The organism is Rhodopirellula islandica, from assembly GCF_001027925.1.
Classification (GTDB): Bacteria; Planctomycetota; Planctomycetia; order Pirellulales; family Pirellulaceae; genus Rhodopirellula; species Rhodopirellula islandica.
Genome location: NZ_LECT01000017.1, coordinates 1 through 17,835, shown reverse-complemented (window position 1 = coordinate 17,835; position 17,835 = coordinate 1). Strand labels below are relative to the sequence as shown.

General features: G+C 58.3%; 17 protein-coding genes. 6 read left to right on the top strand and 11 right to left on the bottom strand.

Going from position 1 to position 17,835, the window contains the following annotated elements:
• Positions 1-11: 11 nt before the first annotated feature.
• Positions 12-1,496, top strand: a complete 1,485-nt coding sequence (locus RISK_RS08505; RefSeq protein WP_236696153.1) for a sulfatase — start codon at positions 12-14, stop codon at positions 1,494-1,496.
• A gap of 1,043 nt (positions 1,497-2,539) precedes the next feature.
• Here the strand turns inward: RISK_RS08505 and RISK_RS08495 are convergent.
• The 7 genes from RISK_RS08495 to RISK_RS08465 form a co-directional block, all read right to left on the bottom strand.
• Positions 2,540-3,136, bottom strand: coding sequence for a cytochrome c oxidase subunit 3 (locus tag RISK_RS08495; RefSeq protein WP_047814143.1), 597 nt, complete (start codon positions 3,134-3,136; stop codon positions 2,540-2,542).
• Between the two features lie 118 nt (positions 3,137-3,254).
• Positions 3,255-3,482: a hypothetical protein gene (locus RISK_RS08490; RefSeq protein WP_047813863.1), complete on the bottom strand. Its 228-nt coding sequence runs from the start codon at positions 3,480-3,482 to the stop codon at positions 3,255-3,257.
• Between the two features lie 330 nt (positions 3,483-3,812).
• Positions 3,813-4,028: a SlyX family protein gene (locus tag RISK_RS08485; RefSeq protein ID WP_047813862.1), complete on the bottom strand. Its 216-nt coding sequence runs from the start codon at positions 4,026-4,028 to the stop codon at positions 3,813-3,815.
• A gap of 2 nt (positions 4,029-4,030) precedes the next feature.
• Positions 4,031-4,894 carry a thiazole synthase gene (locus tag RISK_RS08480; protein WP_047813861.1) on the bottom strand — a complete coding sequence of 288 codons (864 nt, stop codon included), beginning with the start codon at positions 4,892-4,894 and terminating at the stop codon, positions 4,031-4,033.
• A 223-nt stretch (positions 4,895-5,117) separates the two neighbouring features.
• Positions 5,118-5,321, bottom strand: coding sequence for a sulfur carrier protein ThiS (gene thiS / locus RISK_RS08475; RefSeq protein WP_047813860.1), 204 nt, complete (start codon positions 5,319-5,321; stop codon positions 5,118-5,120).
• A gap of 5 nt (positions 5,322-5,326) precedes the next feature.
• Positions 5,327-6,331, bottom strand: a complete 1,005-nt coding sequence (locus RISK_RS08470) for a sugar phosphate isomerase/epimerase family protein (protein ID WP_047813859.1) — start codon at positions 6,329-6,331, stop codon at positions 5,327-5,329.
• Positions 6,332-6,718: 387 nt separating this feature from the next.
• Positions 6,719-7,240: a CBS domain-containing protein gene (locus RISK_RS08465; RefSeq protein WP_053061128.1), complete on the bottom strand. Its 522-nt coding sequence runs from the start codon at positions 7,238-7,240 to the stop codon at positions 6,719-6,721.
• Between the two features lie 278 nt (positions 7,241-7,518).
• On the opposite strand from RISK_RS08465, the gene RISK_RS08460 reads away from it, so the two are divergent.
• Positions 7,519-7,998: a hypothetical protein gene (locus tag RISK_RS08460; RefSeq protein WP_047813858.1), complete on the top strand. Its 480-nt coding sequence runs from the start codon at positions 7,519-7,521 to the stop codon at positions 7,996-7,998.
• 233 nt (positions 7,999-8,231) lie between these two features.
• Positions 8,232-9,302, top strand: coding sequence for a hypothetical protein (locus RISK_RS08455; RefSeq protein ID WP_236696151.1), 1,071 nt, complete (start codon positions 8,232-8,234; stop codon positions 9,300-9,302).
• Positions 9,303-9,322: 20 nt separating this feature from the next.
• Here RISK_RS08455 and RISK_RS08450 read toward each other — a convergent pair whose 3' ends face one another.
• From RISK_RS08450 to cysS, 4 genes are all read right to left on the bottom strand, one after another.
• Entirely contained in the window at positions 9,323-10,672 is a 1,350-nt protein-coding gene (locus tag RISK_RS08450; RefSeq protein WP_053061096.1) for an outer membrane protein assembly factor BamB family protein, read from the bottom strand.
• A gap of 651 nt (positions 10,673-11,323) precedes the next feature.
• Positions 11,324-12,898: a hypothetical protein gene (locus RISK_RS08445; protein ID WP_083434853.1), complete on the bottom strand. Its 1,575-nt coding sequence runs from the start codon at positions 12,896-12,898 to the stop codon at positions 11,324-11,326.
• 299 nt (positions 12,899-13,197) lie between these two features.
• On the bottom strand, positions 13,198-13,734 hold the full coding sequence (gene ruvC, locus RISK_RS08440) for a crossover junction endodeoxyribonuclease RuvC (RefSeq protein ID WP_173442637.1): 537 nt from the start codon (positions 13,732-13,734) through the stop codon (positions 13,198-13,200).
• Positions 13,716-15,335, bottom strand: a complete 1,620-nt coding sequence (gene cysS / locus RISK_RS08435) for a cysteine--tRNA ligase (protein ID WP_047813856.1) — start codon at positions 15,333-15,335, stop codon at positions 13,716-13,718. Before cysS ends, ruvC begins: the two co-directional genes overlap by 19 nt.
• Before the next feature lie 619 nt (positions 15,336-15,954).
• Between cysS and RISK_RS08430 the strand changes: the two genes are divergently transcribed.
• The 3 genes from RISK_RS08430 (at position 15,955) to RISK_RS08420 (ending at position 17,476) form a co-directional block, all read left to right on the top strand.
• The gene (locus RISK_RS08430) at positions 15,955-16,560 is read left to right on the top strand and encodes a hypothetical protein (protein ID WP_047813855.1); all 606 of its coding nucleotides are present in this window, start codon (positions 15,955-15,957) and stop codon (positions 16,558-16,560) included.
• The gene (locus RISK_RS08425; protein WP_047813854.1) at positions 16,557-17,084 is read left to right on the top strand and encodes a hypothetical protein; all 528 of its coding nucleotides are present in this window, start codon (positions 16,557-16,559) and stop codon (positions 17,082-17,084) included. The genes RISK_RS08430 and RISK_RS08425 overlap by 4 nt, the downstream gene beginning before the upstream one ends.
• A 194-nt stretch (positions 17,085-17,278) precedes the next feature.
• Positions 17,279-17,476 carry a cold-shock protein gene (locus tag RISK_RS08420; RefSeq protein ID WP_007326931.1) on the top strand — a complete coding sequence of 66 codons (198 nt, stop codon included), beginning with the start codon at positions 17,279-17,281 and terminating at the stop codon, positions 17,474-17,476.
• Positions 17,477-17,835: the final 359 nt, after the last annotated feature.

The following is a 17,835-nucleotide window of genomic DNA, read 5'->3' as shown; positions in this document are numbered from 1 at the left end:
TGGAAATCACTGTGACACTTCGAGTGCCCCCGTTCGCCCTGGCGATCGCGTTGATCGCATGTTGCTTCTCTTCGCAAGCACGCGCTGATCAGTCCAACATCCTGTTGATTTTCATCGATGATCTGGGGTGGAAAGACATCGGTTGCTACGGCAACGATTTGGTCGAGACACCGCACATCGACCAACTCGCCGCCGAGGGCCTGAAGTTCACGAACTTCTACGCTTCCGGTGCTGTCTGCTCACCGACACGGTGTGCCGTTCAATCGGGGCAGAATCAAGCTCGGATCGGAATCACCGCTCACATCCCGGGGCACTGGCGTCCGTTCGAACGAGTCATCACGCCGCAGACCACCATGGCGTTGCCGCTGGACACGGTCACCGTCGCGGAATCCATGAAGGCGGCGGGTTACACGACGGGGTACGTTGGCAAGTGGCACCTGGGCAACGGCCCTGAATTCCAACCCGATCGACAAGGCTACGACTTCAGCGCCGTCATCGGCGGGCCTCATCTCCCCGGTCGCTACCGAGTCCAGGGACGTTCCGATCTGAAACCAAAACCCAACCAGTACCGCACTGACTTCGAAGCCGACCTCTGCATCGACTTCATGAAGCAGAACAAAGACCAACCGTTCTTCCTGATGCTATCGCCATTCGCGGTTCACATTCCGTTGGGTGCGATGTCAGAGAAAGTTCAAAAGTACGAGGCCAAAGCAAAGCAGACCGGCAAGTCACTGCCTCATCCGGTTTACGCCGCCATGATCGAGCACTGCGACGACATGGTCGGCCGTTTGCTTGAGTCGCTCGACGAACTGGGGATCTCGGATGACACGATGGTTGTGTTCACTTCCGACAACGGCGGACTCTACCAACGATACGACTACCGAGAAGCCGCCGACGATCTCGTCAGCACACAAGCTCCTCTGAAAGGCGAAAAAGGCTCGCTTCACGAAGGCGGCATTCGAGTCCCCTTGATCATCCGTCATCTAGCGACCGTGAAATCAGCCGGCGTCTGTGACGAACCGACGATCAGCCATGACTTCTACCCCACGTTTGTTGAATTGGCCGGTGGCGAACTGCCCGCCAACCAAACGATCGACGGCCACAGCCTGGCGCCACTGCTGTCTGATCCAACCAGCCGACTCGATCGAGATGCACTGCATTGGCACTACCCGCACTACCACCATGACCGACCCGCCAGCGCCATTCGCGAACGAGAGTGGAAGCTGATCGAGTACTTGGACGGCACCGGGGACCTCGAACTTTACAACCTGGCAAACGACCTGGGCGAAACGAAGAACCTAGCCTCTGAGAAGAAAGGTCGAGCAGGCGACCTCAAACGCAAGTTGACGCAGTGGAGAAGCAGCGTGCTGGCCCGGACGCCAATGCCGAACCCGAGCTACGATCCCGAACGAGCTCACGAATGGTGGAACCTCAAAAGCGGCAAACCAGTCCCCAGCGATCAACGCCAACGGTTCCCAGCCACTGAAAAAGACTAGTGGCCTGTCAGGACTTGTTTTTAGGGTAGTGGACGAGGCCACGAGTCCTGAACTGGCGTAAAATCCAAGGACTCGTGGCCTCGTCCACTACGATCAACCCTAACTTTTAGCTGTGACAAACCACTAGTGGCCTGGACTTGTCTTGGACTGCGATTTCGATGGTGCTAACGCAGTTGGTTTGTTGGCCAACGGCCTTTTTCAACATAGCCAGCCGGCAACGCCTGGGCTGATAAAAATGAAATCAACCAGGCGGTTTGGGCAGTTTCCGACGAATGCTATTGATACGGCGTTGGTCGTTATTGAAAAAGTGAAAGTGTAAATTGACAATTGTAAAATGCCGGAATGCGTGGATGAAATCGCATCAATTTGCATTTTTCAATTGTCAATTTAACTTTTTCAATGAGTTGAATTCGGTTCGCACACTTACCATCCTGCCAACATTTTTATCAGCCCAGGCAACGCCCCTGGACCAGGAAAACACGCTCCCATTTTGGCCAACGGCCAAGTTCAATCCAAAACGTGTGGGTTGATGTTGGCCGTCGGCCAACAAAACCGACCGCAAAAGCGCAACTTCAAAACGCGTGACGATCGCCGGATTGTGCCACCCACCATCCGGTACACCGTTCTCTCCGGTGCACTGATTAGCCATGCAACCTGGTCTTGAGTGACGCACATCTTGCGTGAGAACTCGCTCATCCGAATCATGGCTCCCGACTGAAGCAAGCTGATAGCGACTAGCGATTAGCTGCTAGCTTGGGGCCGTACAGTGCCATCTGCGAATGGTTGAAGTTGAGCTCACTCTAGGCCCAGAGGGGCCGACACAGCCATTGCCGGGGTCGCCAGGCCCCGGAAAAGGCGGCTTGAGGCAACGTCCTTTCGGCGTGTCACTTGGCTCCTCACCACAACCCGACGCGTCAGCGAGGGACTCACCACTGATCCGCCGCATGGTCCCTCGCTGACGCGTCGGGTTGTGATTTTCGCCACGACAGTGAATGAGCAGGGCTTTGGAAAGCGGTTCTAGCATTGCCATCCGTGCGTGCGGCCTACAACGAGATGCCTGCGAAACCACCGGTGGTGACAACGAACGTGCCGAGCATGCACAGCCAAACCACGTCCAAGAAGTGCCAGTACTGGGCGGCGAAATCGACCGGCCAGTGTCGTTCGTGGTCATATTTCCCAAGCATCGATCGCACGGACACGATGCCCAGTGCGATCACGCCACCGGCCACGTGCAGGGCGTGCAGGAACGCGAGCACCACGACCATCCCAGCGACACCTTTTCCGGTGCCGCCTTGCATGGCGGGGCCGCTGAGCAACTCTAGCATCGCGACGTATTGGATCGCCATGAACGCGACCGCGGCAATCGCACTGGTCGCCAGCAGCGATCCAGTCAAGACGCGTTTCGACCGGCGAACCGTTCGTGTGCCCCAGTGCACCAATCCGCTGATCACGAGCAAGCACGCCGTGCTGGTGAGAAATGCATCGGGCAACGGAGCCGACGATTGCGAGTCGCCCAGCCGACTGCTCGCGTAAATGCCGTAAAGCAGCAGACTGCTGAGGAAGAACACCAGCAGTGTTCCCAGGAACAGCCAGCCACCTTGTTGATAGCGTCGGTCGGTCGGGAGGACACTGGTGGGCATGGGCAACATCAATTGGCTGGCGAAAGCGGCGGTCTTCGATTCGTTGAACCGTGACGGACTGCCAAGTTTAACCGTTCCGCGCAAAAGCCATAGCCAGCGACCAGGTCGATCTGGCAATTCAGGCGGCGCGGCGCTGAACCAGGTTGTCTTGCAACGCAATGATGGCCGCGTCGAGCGAGCCCAGCGAAGCAACCAGTTGCTGGATCCCACGTGCGAACTCGGGCCGAGGGTCAAATCCCATGTCACCGAGCAGTTCTTGGACCTCTTCGACTTCCATCTGAAGGATCAATTCTTCCGCCGTCAGTTCGTTGGCGGGCGGTCGCTGAGAAGGTGAATTGGATGACATGTGCAGCAGCCAAGATCGATGGGAGGAAACGAGACACGGTCCCCTCTGCCATCGGCAATCCACCCAGTCGGCCTCCACGGAAAAGTCCGCCCAGTCGGAATAAAATCGCACGTCGGCTTTCTACGCCCGTCGCAGAGCGATGAGCGGTGACGTTCAGCCAGTTGCCGTTGTTAAACGGCGGCCTCTGAATGGCATCGCCAATCCGCGGGAATTTGCGTCGCACTCGGCGGCAGGTCACTCGGTTCGACCAGCCCACCTGATCCCAACGGCCACCTGATCCCAACGGCCACCCGGTTCAATCGGCCAGCCGATTCAATCAGGGCTGGCGGTTCAATAGTGCGGTGGTCGTTCGTCTTCCAGGTCGCCACCGCGTTCGGTGGCCTTGTTTTTGAGGTCCTTCAATTGATCGGCGAGTCGCTTCATTTCACGTTCGCGACGTTGTGCATCGAGTGACAGCTCGGTCACGATTTCGTTGAGTTGCTCGCAAACTCGTTGGGTGTGAACGAGTTGGATTTCAAGTTCGGTGATTCGATCTTCCATCGACATGATCAATCCCCAATTTCATTGGCTTGCGAACCGTAAGGACGCGTGCTGATCACACCTTCCTGTGGGCTGCTTGCGGTTCCATACAAACGTTTCGGGATGCGTCCGGCCAGGGCGGCGTGGCGCCCAGCGTCGACCGCCATTCGCATCGCATGAGCCATCCGAACGGGCTCTCGAGCGTGCGCGATCGCGGTGTTGAGCAACACACCATCGGCCCCCAATTCCATCGCCACGGACACATCGCTGGCCGTTCCAACACCCGCATCAATGATGACCGGATAATCTTCGTCGTCTTCCTTCAGGTATTCCAAGATGATCTGCAGGTTGTTGGGGTTCAGGATCCCCGCTCCGCTGCCAATCGGGCTGCCTGCTGGCATGACCGCTGCGGCACCCACCTTTTTCAGGCGTTGGGCAGTGACCGGGCAGTCGCTGGTGTAGCAAAGCACCGAAAAGCCATCGGCAGCGAGTTGCTCGCACGCCGCCACGGTTTCCACCGGATCGGGAAGCAGCGTTTTGCTGTCACCGAGGACTTCCAGTTTGACCCAGTCCGAGCCGGGGTTGCCAAGCGTCCGCAAGATTTCTCGACCAAGCTTCGCTGCACGCACGGCATCGGCCGCGGTGTAGCAACCCGCCGTGTTGGGAAGCAGGATGTAGCGATCCGAGTCGATGAAATCCAGGATATTCTGGCCCGTTCGGTCGTACAACCGCTCGCGACGAACCGCCACCGTGACGCATTCTGTGCCGGATGCGTCCAGGGAATCACGCATCTGTTCCATCGTGTCGTAACGCCCGGTGCCAACCAGCAATCGGCTGTTCAGCGTGTGCGATCCGATCTTGAGCGGTGAATCGGAAAGAGCGTCGGTGGTCATAGGAAACAGATGGGTGGAAAGGGAAGGAAAGCGTCGCAACGGTCTCGTTTGGAATGCGAGGGACCGATGCATCCGCCCTGATCAGACAACCGATCGATCGCAGCAACAATCCCCGGTCCTTTCTCTGCCCAGCAATTGGCCAAGCGGACTCGGTCGTCCAAACTCGACGAGGCTGATGTGGTCGGGCAATCAACGTGGAATCACCGACCACCGATCCGGCCGATCAGCCGCCACCGACCAAGGTCACCACCTCGACGCGATCACCTTCGCCAACGATTGTCGCGGCGTAGTTCTCTCGCGGGACGACGTCTTCGTTGACTTCGACCGCGAGATAATTCTTCGGGACTTCGACCGTGACCAGCAACTCGTCGATCGGCATCGGCCGATCGATCTGCGTGGGGCGGCCGTTGACTGTGATGTCGATCATGCGACTCAGGCGTTCTCGTCGTCGAAGGCGGCGTCAAAAGCACGGTTGCTGGGCGAGAAGTCCAGCTTCTTGGTGAACTCGCAGGCCTCCCGAGCACCAAACGTGCGTTCCATGCCACTGTCTTCCCATTCGATCGACAGGGGACCTTGGTAATCGATCTCATTGAGAGCACGAATGATCTCTTCAAAGTTCACGCCACCGCGTCCAGGACTTCGGAAGTCCCAACCGCGTCGTGAGTCACCAAAGTTCAGGTGACTGGCGTTGATTCCCGTGCGACCATCCAGGGTCACAATCGCGTCTTTGATGTGCACGTGGTAAATGCGGTCGGGGAACATGCGGATGAACTGGACCGGATCGATGCCCTGCCAGATCAAGTGACTGGGGTCAAAGTTGAATCCAAACTCAGGCCGATTGTCGAGTGCTTCCAGGGCTCGTTGCGCGGTGTAGATATCGAACGCGATTTCGGTGGGGTGAACTTCCAACGCGAAACGCACGCCGCACTCACCAAACACATCCAAGATTGGATTGAAGCGTTCTGCCAACAGGTCGAATCCCGCGTCAATCATGGCGGGGGAAACGGGTGGGAACGAATACAGCAGGTGCCAGATGCTGCTGCCGGTGAAGCCGTTGACGACATCGACGCCGAACTTCTGGGCCGCACGAGCGGTGTTCTTCAGTTCTTCGATCGCGCGTTGGTTGACCGCTTCAGGATCGCCATCGCCCCAAATGTATTCAGGCAGAATGGATTTGTGCCGCTCGTCGATTTTGTCCAGCACGGCTTGCCCGACCAAGTGAGCGCTGATCGCGTGGCATTGCAGGTTGTGCTTGGCAAGCAACGCGTGCTTTTTTTCGCAGTAGTCGTCTTCTGCGAGCGCTTTGTCGACTTCGAAGTGATCGCCCCAGCAAGCCAATTCGATCCCGTCGTATCCGAAGTCGGCGGTCATGGCTGCCATCTCTTCGATCGGCAAATCGGCCCATTGACCAGTGAAAATCGTAACGGGACGTGGCATGGAGGTCTCCAGGAAAACAGGGAACAGGATCCATTCAAAACGGATCGTAACACGAGAGCAAACGCCCTCGTGGCGATGGGCCGGCATTATCGCCGAACACTGTTCCCCGGGCAATTCCCCTGCAACCCATGAATCCAGTTCCCAACGGAATCCAGTTCGCAGTCGCCCCTCCCACTCATTCGCCAGCGAGACCGAACCGCCACGGGGCGCTCTCGTCGACCGAGGTCGTGCGGCTTCTTGATGTCGTTTTCTAGCGTGTTTCCATACGGCGCTCCCCTCACGAAACGAAGTTTTTGGGGAGGACGCGCGACGCCGTTCGGGCGTACACGGCATTCGAAAGCTGCTCGACCTCTACCACGGTGGGGGGCAAAACGCGTCGTGCCTGCGTCAGACGCGACGTTCGTCAGAGGAGAAAATCGCACTGAGATACAAACCGGTATGCGTTTGTGGTTTGGTTGGTGTCTGCATGTGACTGCGAACAGCACGCATCACGTCGCGGCGAGAAATTTGTCCGCGTAGCCTGCCCTCGCTGTCCAGCACTGGCAACCGACGACAGGCGGCGTTCAAGAACGTTTGTGCGATGGTCAACAAATCGGTTTCTTCACTGATCGTCGGTGGGTTCTTGTCCGTCAGATCACCCACCGGAATGCTGGGAAGATTTTCGTAGGCCATCCCCACGACAAACTTCATGCAAGATTTCTCTGAAAAGACACCGACGAAATGGCCGTCGTCATCCACCACGGGGGCACCGGAGATGCGTTGCCGCAGCAACACGTCGAGAGCTTCCAGGGAATCCATTTGGGGTGACAGCGTGATGAGGTTGCGTACCATCATCTCGCGAGCCGTCACATGCGGCATGGTTCCAGGGCTGGGGGTGGGAAGCGTTGCGGTTCCAATGGTTTTGGTCATGACGAGAGTCCTCATTTGACAAGGCAGGATCTGTAGAAAGAGTCTTCACCTGAGATCACTTTGAGGCCTCCAGGGAGACTCCGTCAAGAAAATTCCAGTCGGCAAATCCAAGACGGCCTTTCAACCCTGGGCTCACTTCGTGCGTACTGGGCGAGCGGCTTCGCCGTTGGGGTCGCAATTCACGGTGAAATGCGTCACAAAGGCAAGTCGCGTGCCCCGGTTGTCGAAACAGGAATGGGGTTTGTGAAAGTTGTCACGCAGTGCACCAGGAGAGTGGAATGTTGGGTCGTTGGGTCGAATTCGAATTTGATTGTTTGCCGCTTCGCACCGTTTCTCGGTTGGACGTCCCGTTGGATGCGTCGCCGAACTACGAAGCGTTTGTCCTGCGAGTCAAAGCGGCGCTCGCCAAACATGGCACCCACAACACGTATTACCTGCACCGCGCTCGCTGTGCCTTTCATCTGACCAACGACCCGGATCGAGGTCGCGTCGAGTTTCATGTCGAGGGCGTCGTGATGACCGGTGAAAAGGATCTGAAAACGAAGGCGGTCGATCTGTTGGTGACACTCAGCGAAGAAACCTGCGATTGGCTGAACGAACCGGCTGTGGAGTTCTTGGCTGAGTCGGTCAAGCATTCCATTGCGGTGGAGTTTGACCGCTACATCCAAGCAGGTGATCTGACCCAAACCGAAAAACGCTTGGAAAAAATCCAGCGGCAAATCGAAGACGGTGACGGCTTCCAAGCGATGTACCTGTGATTTTTGCAGTCGCGGATCTCTTGACACCACCGAGGCAGAATCCCTAGTTAAACAAGTCGCCTGGTGTGTTCTTCACATGGGCTGCTTGTATGACGGCCAATCGATTCGCGGCCGCCTGTATCAATTGGACTGGATTTTCCGGTTTGGCTTCATTGGACGATTGAATCGGTCGATTCAACGCACTGAAACCATTTCGACAACACCCAATCCGCCTCCGACGGAAGGACGCGACGATGACGACACGATCAACTCAAACTCGAAACGCCGCGCGAACCCTGGTCGCCCACGCCGCAATCGGTTTTTGTGTGACCGCGAGCATCGCTGCCACGGGCTGCCGCAGCGGACGTCCAAGCTTTAACATGTTCGGCATGCGAGGGGAACCCTCCGCTGAGACATTGGCCGGCACTGGCCCCTCACTGACTTACCCGCAGCCGCCATCATCCAAAGCGACACCGAACGCGATTGCATCGATCGCCGGTGGCACTGCACCTGCCACCACGCCGAGCGGAATGCCAGGTGGCTCCTCATCGAACATGTACGCGGCAACCAGCACCGCTGGCTTGCCAACGGTCAACAGCACACCCGGTGTTCCCAGCACGCCACCGGCTTCCGCGACCACCCCTTATGGCGCGGTCGCGTCGCAGTCCAATGGCTCTCTGCCGCCGGCTTCGTATACGTTGCCAGGAAGCCAGACCCCTTCGCAACCTGCCAGTTACGCGGCCGCTTCGGCCAATGGCTACGCAATGGGAACGCAGCCCTCTGCTTCGCCTCAAGCCACGACACCGCGCCCAACGGCAATGCCGCCAATCAGCGTGCCATCGACCTCGGCCCCGGCAGGAGCTGATGCAATCGCCGCTCAGTCAGGCACACCAGCAAGCAAGTCCAACGGATTCACTTTGCCAGGATCTGAAATGGATGCGATTGTGGCACAGCAACAATCCAGTGCACCAAAGACAGGCTCGGCGTTTTCGCTTCCAAGCGATTTGATGTCCGGGCCGAACGCATCGGCCACGGCGTCCAGCGAAACCAAGTCTTCACCCGCCATCTCGGCAATCGGGTTGCCAGACAACTTGGGTGAATCGATTTCCGCAACGAAAGACCGTGTCGCATCGGTCGCATCGGGAGCCACCAAGGCAACTGCCGACGCAGCCGCCAACGCCGCCGCTGCTGTGACGGAGTCCCCGGCTTACCAAACCGCAACCGGTTCCGTTTCCGGCAGTTCCAACTCGGTTCAGCCAGCCGGCTACATGCCTGGCAGCACGGGAGCGGCATCGGGTTACCCGAGCGGCTCGGTGACTCGCTGAGTGAACCACGGTTCGCTCACTCATTCGCTCGCTTCGCTGATGCAGTAGACCTTCGTCAGCGTGCGGATCAGCAGCCTGCCATCGCTCACGCTCGGTGTGGCGATGCAGAGTTCATCCAGCGGGTTGGTGTTGAGAACCTTGAAGTCCGGCCCAGCTTGGATGACGTAGGTCAGCCCTTGCTCGCTGAGGCAAAACACCTTTCCGCCGTACGCCCACGGCGAGGACGTGAAGGATCCTTTCGGCGAAAACCGCTGCTTGCCGTAGACTTCCTCGCCAGTCAACGCGTTGTGGCAGGTCATGAAGCCTTGGTCGTAGACCGTGTAAAGGTAGTCGCCGTCAACGATCTGGGTCGTGTTGTAGGGTGAAGCTCGCGGCTGATACCACTCGATGTACGGGTTGCTGGTGAAGCCATCGGAAGTGTCGATTTCTCCCGACGCTCCGGGACGAATCGCAAACGTAGGCCGGTGGGAATCACCGACGTAGCCGGATGACAGGTAGCACATTCCGTGCGCCGCAAACGGCGAGGGGATGACCAAGATCGACATGTCTCCATCGAAGCTCCAGAGCTCCTTTCCGTTCAGGGAGTAACTTCGGTTTGCGTTTTTGCCTGGGACAACGATTTCCGTGCGAAGTTCATTTTGCCAAACCAGTGGGGTTGCCCAGGACATCGTTTCGTCACGTTCGGTGCGCCAACGCTGTTCGCCGGTTTGGGTGTCGAAGGCGGCGATCCAAGACGCCTCTTTGTTGTCGTAAACCACAAACACTTGATCGCCATGCACAACCGGTGAAGCGGCCGCGCCGTAATCCATGTTGGTCTGCTTCGGTTCGATGTTTCGTGACCACAGCAGTTCGCCCTCAAGGTTGTAGCAGTACAGTCCCAGGTCACCGAACAAGACAAACAAACGCTCGCCATCGGTCACGGGTGTTTCCGCCGCGTAAGAGCTTTTGGGGTGTCGCGGGACGAGGGGACGGCCCGCGTGTGCCTCTCGCTTCCAGAGCTCCTTGCCGCTGCCCAGGTCAAAGCAGGTCACCATCCAGTGGTGGATTCCCGCGGCCGGATCGCGGACGCCTTCGCCCAGGTACAAGCCTCCCTGCGGGGGCGTGTTTGCCTCTTCTGCCACGACGGCGGAGACGAACACTCGTTCACCGACAATGACTGGGCTGCCCCAGCCCTGCCCAGGCACATCTGCGACCCAGGCGACATTTGTTTCGGTGTCCCACTGCGTCGGCAATTCAGGGTGGTCTGCCGCGACGCCCGTCGCATCCCCACCGCGAAAGCGAGTGAAGTCATCGCCGGCCCCCTCGCTTGCCATGCTCAACGCGATCGCCAAAAACGCGGCTGAGCCACCCCAAAATTTCAACGCGCGCATATCAACTCTCATCGAGGACAGAAGCCATTTGCCTCGAACATAACCGGAGTGCGATCCGTTCGCTTGCGGTTCGCAGCCGCGTCCATCGCGAATTCTTGGGGCGTCAAAAGTGGGCTGCGCTCTAGGAAACGCAATTCTTCGGCCTGCCGGTCCGATCCGAAACTGGCAACGAGTGAAGTCGGGCGAGCCTTTTAAGCAGGTCGGCAGGAATGATCGGGCCTAGCCATGTGAGCCGTTTGGGCGCTGGCCTGGACTGCTGAATATTTGGCGTCGTGACGCACTGGGGTTGCGCAAGTTTTCATCCCGGTAGGGATGTCAGATGGTAGCCGTCGGCAAGCGATCGCGCCACCGACGGACAGGCAAAACCCACGTCGCCACTCTCCATCCCGCCGTGGCCGATGGCCACGGCGGGATGGAGGGTATTTTTTGGGACGCTCGTTCCCCGGGGGCACGCTGCTACGCAGCAACCCCCGGCTACCACCTGGCATCCCTACCGAGATGAAGAAGGACAGCATGCCGGAAGAAAAGCTGCATCCGCTATCGGAGCGTCAACACCAAACATTTGGCAGTCCAGCGTTCGCCCCGGTTACACGTGGAAGCAACCACGCTTGCCAAGACATTTCAAACGCCGAAAGACTCCTGCCGACCTGCTTAGAACGGAGTCTTCACCACGGCATCGAGGCCTTCGGCAGTGATGCTGGTTCCCTCGCATTCGATGTGCTGCAGGAACGGCAGGTCGCTCAGGTGCGAGATTCCCCTGTCGGTGATGCTGGTCTGGTTCAGCCCAATGCCGGTGAGCAATCGCAGGTCAACCAGCTTGGACAAGTCCTCATCCTGAACACTCGTCCCAGCAAGCTGGATTTGCATCAGGTTGGGCAGGTGAGCCACGTGCTCCAGTAGCGAGGGATCAAAATTCTCCGCGGTGAATTCGATCGCGAAAATCGGCTGGTCTTCGGCGCGGCGAACCATTCGCACGCCCGCTTTCTGCAGCTCGAAGAGGGAGCGCCGGCTGTCGATTCCGACTCCGCTGAATTCGATTGTCGCCAGGTTCGGAGAGCCTGCCAGGGCAACGCCCTCATCCGTCTTCAGTCGCTCGAGGCTGTCCACTGGAATTCCGGCAAGGAACTCGTCTCGATCAATCGCTTGGGCGTTGCCCTGCGAATCCAGCGCGTAAAAAGCATCGTCGAGCCACGGCCGAGGATCCGCAAGATGCAATTTGTCGCCTGGCATAGCAACCTGTTCAAAGTAGATCCGGATCGTCCGTCGCTCTTTCGGAAACGGAACGTGCAGGTCGCCCCAACCTTCAATCGGATGGGTGCCGGTCCGCGAAGTGATCAGTCCTTGCGGGATCGAACCCGAGTAGAGCACGCCAGAAAACCCGTGATCGACGTACCCGCCATAGAACCCAATGGGGCCAAGCAAACTGACCGCACAAACCGCCTTCTCCCAGGCCGCGGCCGGCCGCCAGGACTTCGTGGTCAACATCACCCAAGAGCCAATCACCGCGACCGACAAGTTCCAAGGAAGCACGCTTTCGTTCCAGTTCACGATCAAGGGTGAGATCGTCAACGCGATCCCCAGGTGCATGGCCAAGCAGGCAGGTGCCGCCCACCGCGGCCGGAAAATCGCAAGCACCCCAACGGCGAGCTCAACGGCCGCCACTGCGCCAGCGAACCACAGGTAGGTTGAGTCGGCGTCCAGCCCACTGCGGGCGACCAGCCAGTGCGATGCGTACCCGAACCAATCTGGCGACAGGAGTTTGTGCAGCCCCGCCCAGACCCAGGTCGACACCAATGACCAGCGGGCGATTCGATGACCGGCGTCCAGCACGCAGGCCGCCATCAACAACGCGATGGAAAAGAACTGTGGCTGCAAACGAAACTGATCGAAGACGGCTGCAACAATCAACATGCCCCAGTGCACTGCCAACCCCGACCTCGGACGGATCACGGTCCAAGCAAGGGAAGCGATGAGGAGCCAGCCAAAGGAAAGCGAAGGCAGTTCAAACGTCGGCAGGTGCGGTGGCATCGCCCGCGCTTGCCAGAGCGGCCAGGTGATCGCAAGGGTGACGCACTGGCAAACAATGCCAAACATCAAGAGCCCATACCGCTGCCACCCAAGCCGCTTCGCCTCGCGGCCGACGGCATCCATCCATGTCCGCTGGCATTCATCTCCTTCGAGATCGCCTGCAGGTGGCGTTGGCAGACCGTTCGGTGAATCACTCAAAGGTCAAACCGACTTCCGCCAGAGGAAAAGAGCGTACTGCGGAAGCTGGTTTCAACATGGGGTTTCACATTGATAGGTGATCGATTTCTCAGGTAGGCCGGATCAAGCCGCTTCGGCGCCGCTCCGGCAGTTGAGCGGACCTTTTCAGGCAACTCCCTACCGGATGAGTGTTGCAAAGCCACCTTTACTGGGCCGACGTAGGCTAGCAAACTCCAGTCTTCTCAACCATCTCGCTCCCTTGGGGACTGTCGCGGTCATCGCGATCAGTCCACGCCGGAGGCCGACGAGAGCGCTGGCCTTCAAGCCAGCGCTTGGTCAATTGGGTTGTTGGCCAGGTAGTGCCCGCACAGGCAGATTGCCATCGCATCGGCGACGTCGTCGGGCTCGGGGGCAGATTGCAGGTTCAATTGCATCTTCACCGCCAATTGCATTTGGCTTTTGGGGGCTCGGCCGTTGCCAGTCATCACCTTCTTCACGCGAGTTGGTTCGTAGTGCTCGACCGGCACGCCAGCCGTCGCGGCTGCCAGGCAGATCACGCCGCGAGCGTGCCCCATCAGGATCGCCGTGCGAGGGCGATCGTAATGCGAGAACAATTGCTCCACCGCCATCAGATCCACGGGATGGGCCGCGAAAACTTCCGACAGCCCAACATGGATTTCTTGCAAGCGTTCTGGGAGCGTGTCAGAGCGGCGTGACTTGATCACCCCCGCTTCACGCAAGCACAGACGCGATCCCTCTCGCGAGATCACCGCGTAACCAGTGGTGTTGAGCCCCGGGTCGATTCCTAAAATGCAGGCTGCCGATCCAGGGCGTGCCGTTATGACTTGCGTTCCCAAGAGGTGCCTTCTTTCTTGTCGAGCAGGGCGACCCCGAGATCAGCCAGTCGATCTCGGATGGCGTCGCCAGTGGCGTAATCTTTTCGCTCGCGAGCTTCCTTGCGAAGGTTGATCAACAAATGCACCACGGAATCCAGGAGCTCTGCATCCGCTTCGTCGCCACCGGAGGTGGCCGGTGGTTTTGCAAACAAACCCAGCACACGCGACAGTTCCGCGATGACCGAGGTGGCTTTGACCAGTGATTCCACGGCGGGCGATTTCACATCCGCACCGGCGGCCAATTGGTTGGCGTCGACGTGACGGTTGAGGGTCCGCAGAGCGTCAAACAGCACGCTGATCGCGGCGCCCGTGTTGAAGTCATCGTCCATCGCGGCCAAGAATTTTTCGCGGATGGCATGGATCTCGGTCAGCAATGCATCGCCCGCCGGATCAAAGCTGCCTTCGGCACGTCGGGTCGCGGCGGTCAGGTCGTAGAACGAGCTGCCTGTGATCTCTTCGAAGCGATCGAAGTAACGATAAAACGCTTCCAGTGATGTGCCGGCTTCGGCCAAGGTCTCTTCGTTGTAAACAATCGTGCTGCGATATTGAGTTCGCAACAAGAAGAACCGGATGCGTTCGCCGGTCTGGCTGCGAATCAGATCGGCCAAACCGCCGGCGCCTTTGCTGCGGCTGATCTTGCCCGAGGCTTGTTCTTCGACGCTGGCTGCTTCCGCCGCCGCGTTTTCGCGGTCGCTTTTGCCGCCAACCTTGCCTTTCTCGCCAGCCCGCATCAAGCCGTTGTGCATCCAGTACTTCACCATCGGCGCACCGTGGCAGCACGTGCTTTGCGCTCGCTCGTTTTCGTGGTGCGGGAACATCAGGTCCAACCCGCCGCCATGGATGTCGAAGGTTTCGCCCAGAATTTCGTGGCTCATCGCAGAACACTCGATGTGCCATCCTGGTCGACCGTCGCCCCAAGGGCTTTCCCAGTACGGTTCGCCTGGGCGGGCTGATTTCCACAATGCAAAGTCGCCGGGGTTGCGTTTCTTGGCTGCCGCGCCGCCGCCCTCGCCCTGCTGATCTTCGACTGATCGATTGGAGAGTTGCCCGTAGCCAGGGTCTTTGGTCACGTCGAAGAACACGTCGCCGTCAATCGCGTAGGCAAAGCCTTTCGATTCCAGCGATCCAATGAACGCGATGATCTGCGGCATGTGGTCGGTGGCACGCGGCAAGTGGTCGATCTGATTGACGCCCAGTTCCCGGAGGTTGGCCAAGTAGTCCGCGGTCATCTCCACCGCGATTTGGCTCATCGGGATGCCACGTTCCTTGGACTTCTTGATCAGTTTGTCATCGACGTCGGTGATGTTGACCACCCACGTCACTTCGAACCCGCTGTAGGTCAGATAGCGTTTGATTGTGTCGAAAATGACCGGCCCAACCATGTGGCCAATGTGTGATTCGGCGTAGACCGTTGGCCCGCACAGATACATGCCCACACGCGGAGCACGCAGCGGCAAAAACGGCTCCTTGGTTTTGCTCAGTGTGTTGTAAACACGAATGGCGGGTTGGGAGGTGGAAGGGGAGGCGACCGATGAGGTCGGGTCAGCGGCGGTCATGCTCATCAGCGTGCGTGCGATTGGAAAGAAGCAAAGGCGAGGCGTCCTCGCGAATTGGAAGAGCCAGGAAGTATAGGGAATCAGTCCGGCTTGGATCGAGCCCGCTTTCCAAGCCCGTTCGATGGTTGCCGAATCAGCCCGTTTCAAATGCCTCTGAACTGGTTCCTCGTGCTGAGTTGCCGCTGGAAAGAAAGGGGATGATCTGAGCCGTTCGGGCGTTCGCCACGGTTCTGTGGTGGTGGAACCGAGGCGAACGCCGAAACGGCTCAGAGAAACAGCAGGCCACCAGCGCCGAATCGGCCACCCGGACTACGAAGCGATGACGCAGTGGGAAAGGCGTCCCAGGGGGCTCAAATGCTGAATGGACTGCCTCTGGAATGGAAAGACAGGGCAAATAAGACCTATGGGAGACTGTGCGTTCGCTTCCCCCGTGTCCGCGTTGAAATCCATTTTGGTTTGTCGCTCCCCAAAAGCGGGTGAACGCTAGGATGCCAAGGTGCGTAGCAAACCAGCGCTCGAAGCCATTTGTGACGACCCCATTTCGCGAATTGGCGCTTTCGCAGGCACGCTCTCACGATTTTTTCTCAGCGTTTCCAATGCCTCCCCTCCTCGGAAATCAGCCCCCATGACCAAGATCACCTTTCTCGCTTTGCTCTCGTTGGCCCTGGTGGCCACCCCTGGTTGCCAGCCTTCCAGCCCCACGGATTCGGCAGCCACGTCTGCCTCGGAATCCGGTGACGATCATGGTCATGATGATCACGATCACGGAGATCACGAGGGCCATGACCATGAGGGGCATGACCACGATGCTCACGGGCATGAAGGCCATGACCATGGTGACCACGAAGTCATTGACGCCGACGCGGCCGGGTTGAGCAGCGACGCTCTGGTGCATCTGGAAAAGCCCGATGCACCCAAGTCGTTTGCTGCTGCGGTTGAGAAGCTGTCCAAAATGAAGGCGACCATCGCGAGCGGCTTCGCGGATGACGATGTTGATTCGATCCACAACGAATTGCACGACATTGGAACGCTGCTGGAGCAAACAGAAGCCCTGGCGAAAAGCAGCGATCTGAACGAAGAGCAAAAGAAGCAGGCTCTGGCAGCAGTGGACGCTCTGTTCGACGCGTTTGGATCGGTGGATGCCAAGCTGCATGGTGAAAACGGGGCTGAATACAGCGAAGTCAGTGGCGACATTGACGATTCCATCAAAGTCCTCGGGGGCCTCCAATGACTCACCGTTTTCATTCCTTGGCATTGGCCGCCGGTTGCCTGATCATGGCTGTCGGCTGCGAACCATCTGGCAGCGAGACGGCATCTTCGGACGCTGACCCAGCGGTGCTGCTCAGCGAGGCGCCTGCAGACGCGCTCTCGTTGACCGAAGTGAAAGAGCGGTTCGGAGACGAGGCCACGCCGGCGCCCAGTGAGGTCACCCTGGTCGGGAGGATCGACGCGGGAGAGTTTGACGCATTTGAGCCCGGTTCAGCGACGTTCATGCTGAGTGAGTTGCCCGACGAAGATCACACGGGCGGCGATCCTGATCACGCCGACAACTGCCCGTTCTGCAAGCGTCGCTTGGCCAACGCGCCCAAGGCTGTGGTGCAGTTGATCGATGAGTCTGGTAGCGTTCGCACGACTCGGGCCGACAATCTTGCGGGCCTTTCCAAGGGAGATATTGTCACCGTATCTGGCAGCGTGACCTACGATGAGGGAGTGAATCTGATCACGATTCAGTCTCAAAAGATCCATGTTCGGTGACCAGTTTGCGGGTGACCGCAGGCCGGTTTCGTCAGGATATCAGCCGAAAAACACCAAATTTCACTTTTTCTGGGAAATCTGAGCGGCCGCAACTCACCACAAGCATCTGGAATCTGTTATACTCCCTCTCGTGGTGGTATAGCTCGCGCACTCGGCACGAGAAGCATCACAGTCTACACGAAGGAATTAGAAGAATGGCAGAAGGTACAATCAAACGGCTCACCGACAAAGGCTTCGGTTTTATCGACACTGGAGGGCCGAAAGACTTGTTCTTCCACTGCACGAATGTCGAAGGCGCGAGTTACGACGAACTGCAAGAAGGTCAAAAAGTCACTTACACTGAAGGTCGTGGTCCCAAAGGACCTTGTGCCGAAAACGTGACTCCTGCCTGAACGGCTTGATCTCGTAGATAAAATTGACACCGCCATTGATTCTTTTGATGGTGGTTTTTTTATGCGCCGACAGAATCCAGCCCCACCGCTCTTTCTGGCAACCCAATGCGCCACGGGCGGTCGATTGAATGCGTTTCGCAGTTCTCAAGATCAACCGATGATCGAACAACCGCGGAGCGGTGACAGTTGCCAGCCTCGGGTTTCAACCCGAGGTCTCGGGCGTCACCCCCTTCCTCGACGAGCCGCGGAGAAACTATGGAGGGGGCAAGTCAGAGTGGAAAAGATTTGGCACACTCGTTGGGACGTTTAATAGCTTTTGAAACAATCCACAACGAGGTACCAAATCCATGTCCAAGTCT

Coding starts and splice junctions, on each gene's coding strand:
- RISK_RS08480 (WP_047813861.1), bottom strand. CDS start 4,894: ATGACCACCGACGCTCTTTCCGATTCACCGCTCAAGATCGGATCGCAC.
- RISK_RS08420 (WP_007326931.1), top strand. CDS start 17,279: ATGGCAGAAGGTACAATCAAACGGCTCACCGACAAAGGCTTCGGTTTT.
- RISK_RS08495 (WP_047814143.1), bottom strand. CDS start 3,136: ATGCCCACCAGTGTCCTCCCGACCGACCGACGCTATCAACAAGGTGGC.
- cysS (WP_047813856.1), bottom strand. CDS start 15,335: ATGAGCATGACCGCCGCTGACCCGACCTCATCGGTCGCCTCCCCTTCC.
- RISK_RS08455 (WP_236696151.1), top strand. CDS start 8,232: ATGACGACACGATCAACTCAAACTCGAAACGCCGCGCGAACCCTGGTC.
- RISK_RS08465 (WP_053061128.1), bottom strand. CDS start 7,240: ATGACCAAAACCATTGGAACCGCAACGCTTCCCACCCCCAGCCCTGGA.
- RISK_RS08425 (WP_047813854.1), top strand. CDS start 16,557: ATGACTCACCGTTTTCATTCCTTGGCATTGGCCGCCGGTTGCCTGATC.
- RISK_RS08485 (WP_047813862.1), bottom strand. CDS start 4,028: ATGTCGATGGAAGATCGAATCACCGAACTTGAAATCCAACTCGTTCAC.
- RISK_RS08460 (WP_047813858.1), top strand. CDS start 7,519: ATGTTGGGTCGTTGGGTCGAATTCGAATTTGATTGTTTGCCGCTTCGC.
- RISK_RS08470 (WP_047813859.1), bottom strand. CDS start 6,331: ATGCCACGTCCCGTTACGATTTTCACTGGTCAATGGGCCGATTTGCCG.
- RISK_RS08450 (WP_053061096.1), bottom strand. CDS start 10,672: ATGCGCGCGTTGAAATTTTGGGGTGGCTCAGCCGCGTTTTTGGCGATC.
- thiS (WP_047813860.1), bottom strand. CDS start 5,321: ATGATCGACATCACAGTCAACGGCCGCCCCACGCAGATCGATCGGCCG.
- RISK_RS08490 (WP_047813863.1), bottom strand. CDS start 3,482: ATGTCATCCAATTCACCTTCTCAGCGACCGCCCGCCAACGAACTGACG.
- RISK_RS08430 (WP_047813855.1), top strand. CDS start 15,955: ATGACCAAGATCACCTTTCTCGCTTTGCTCTCGTTGGCCCTGGTGGCC.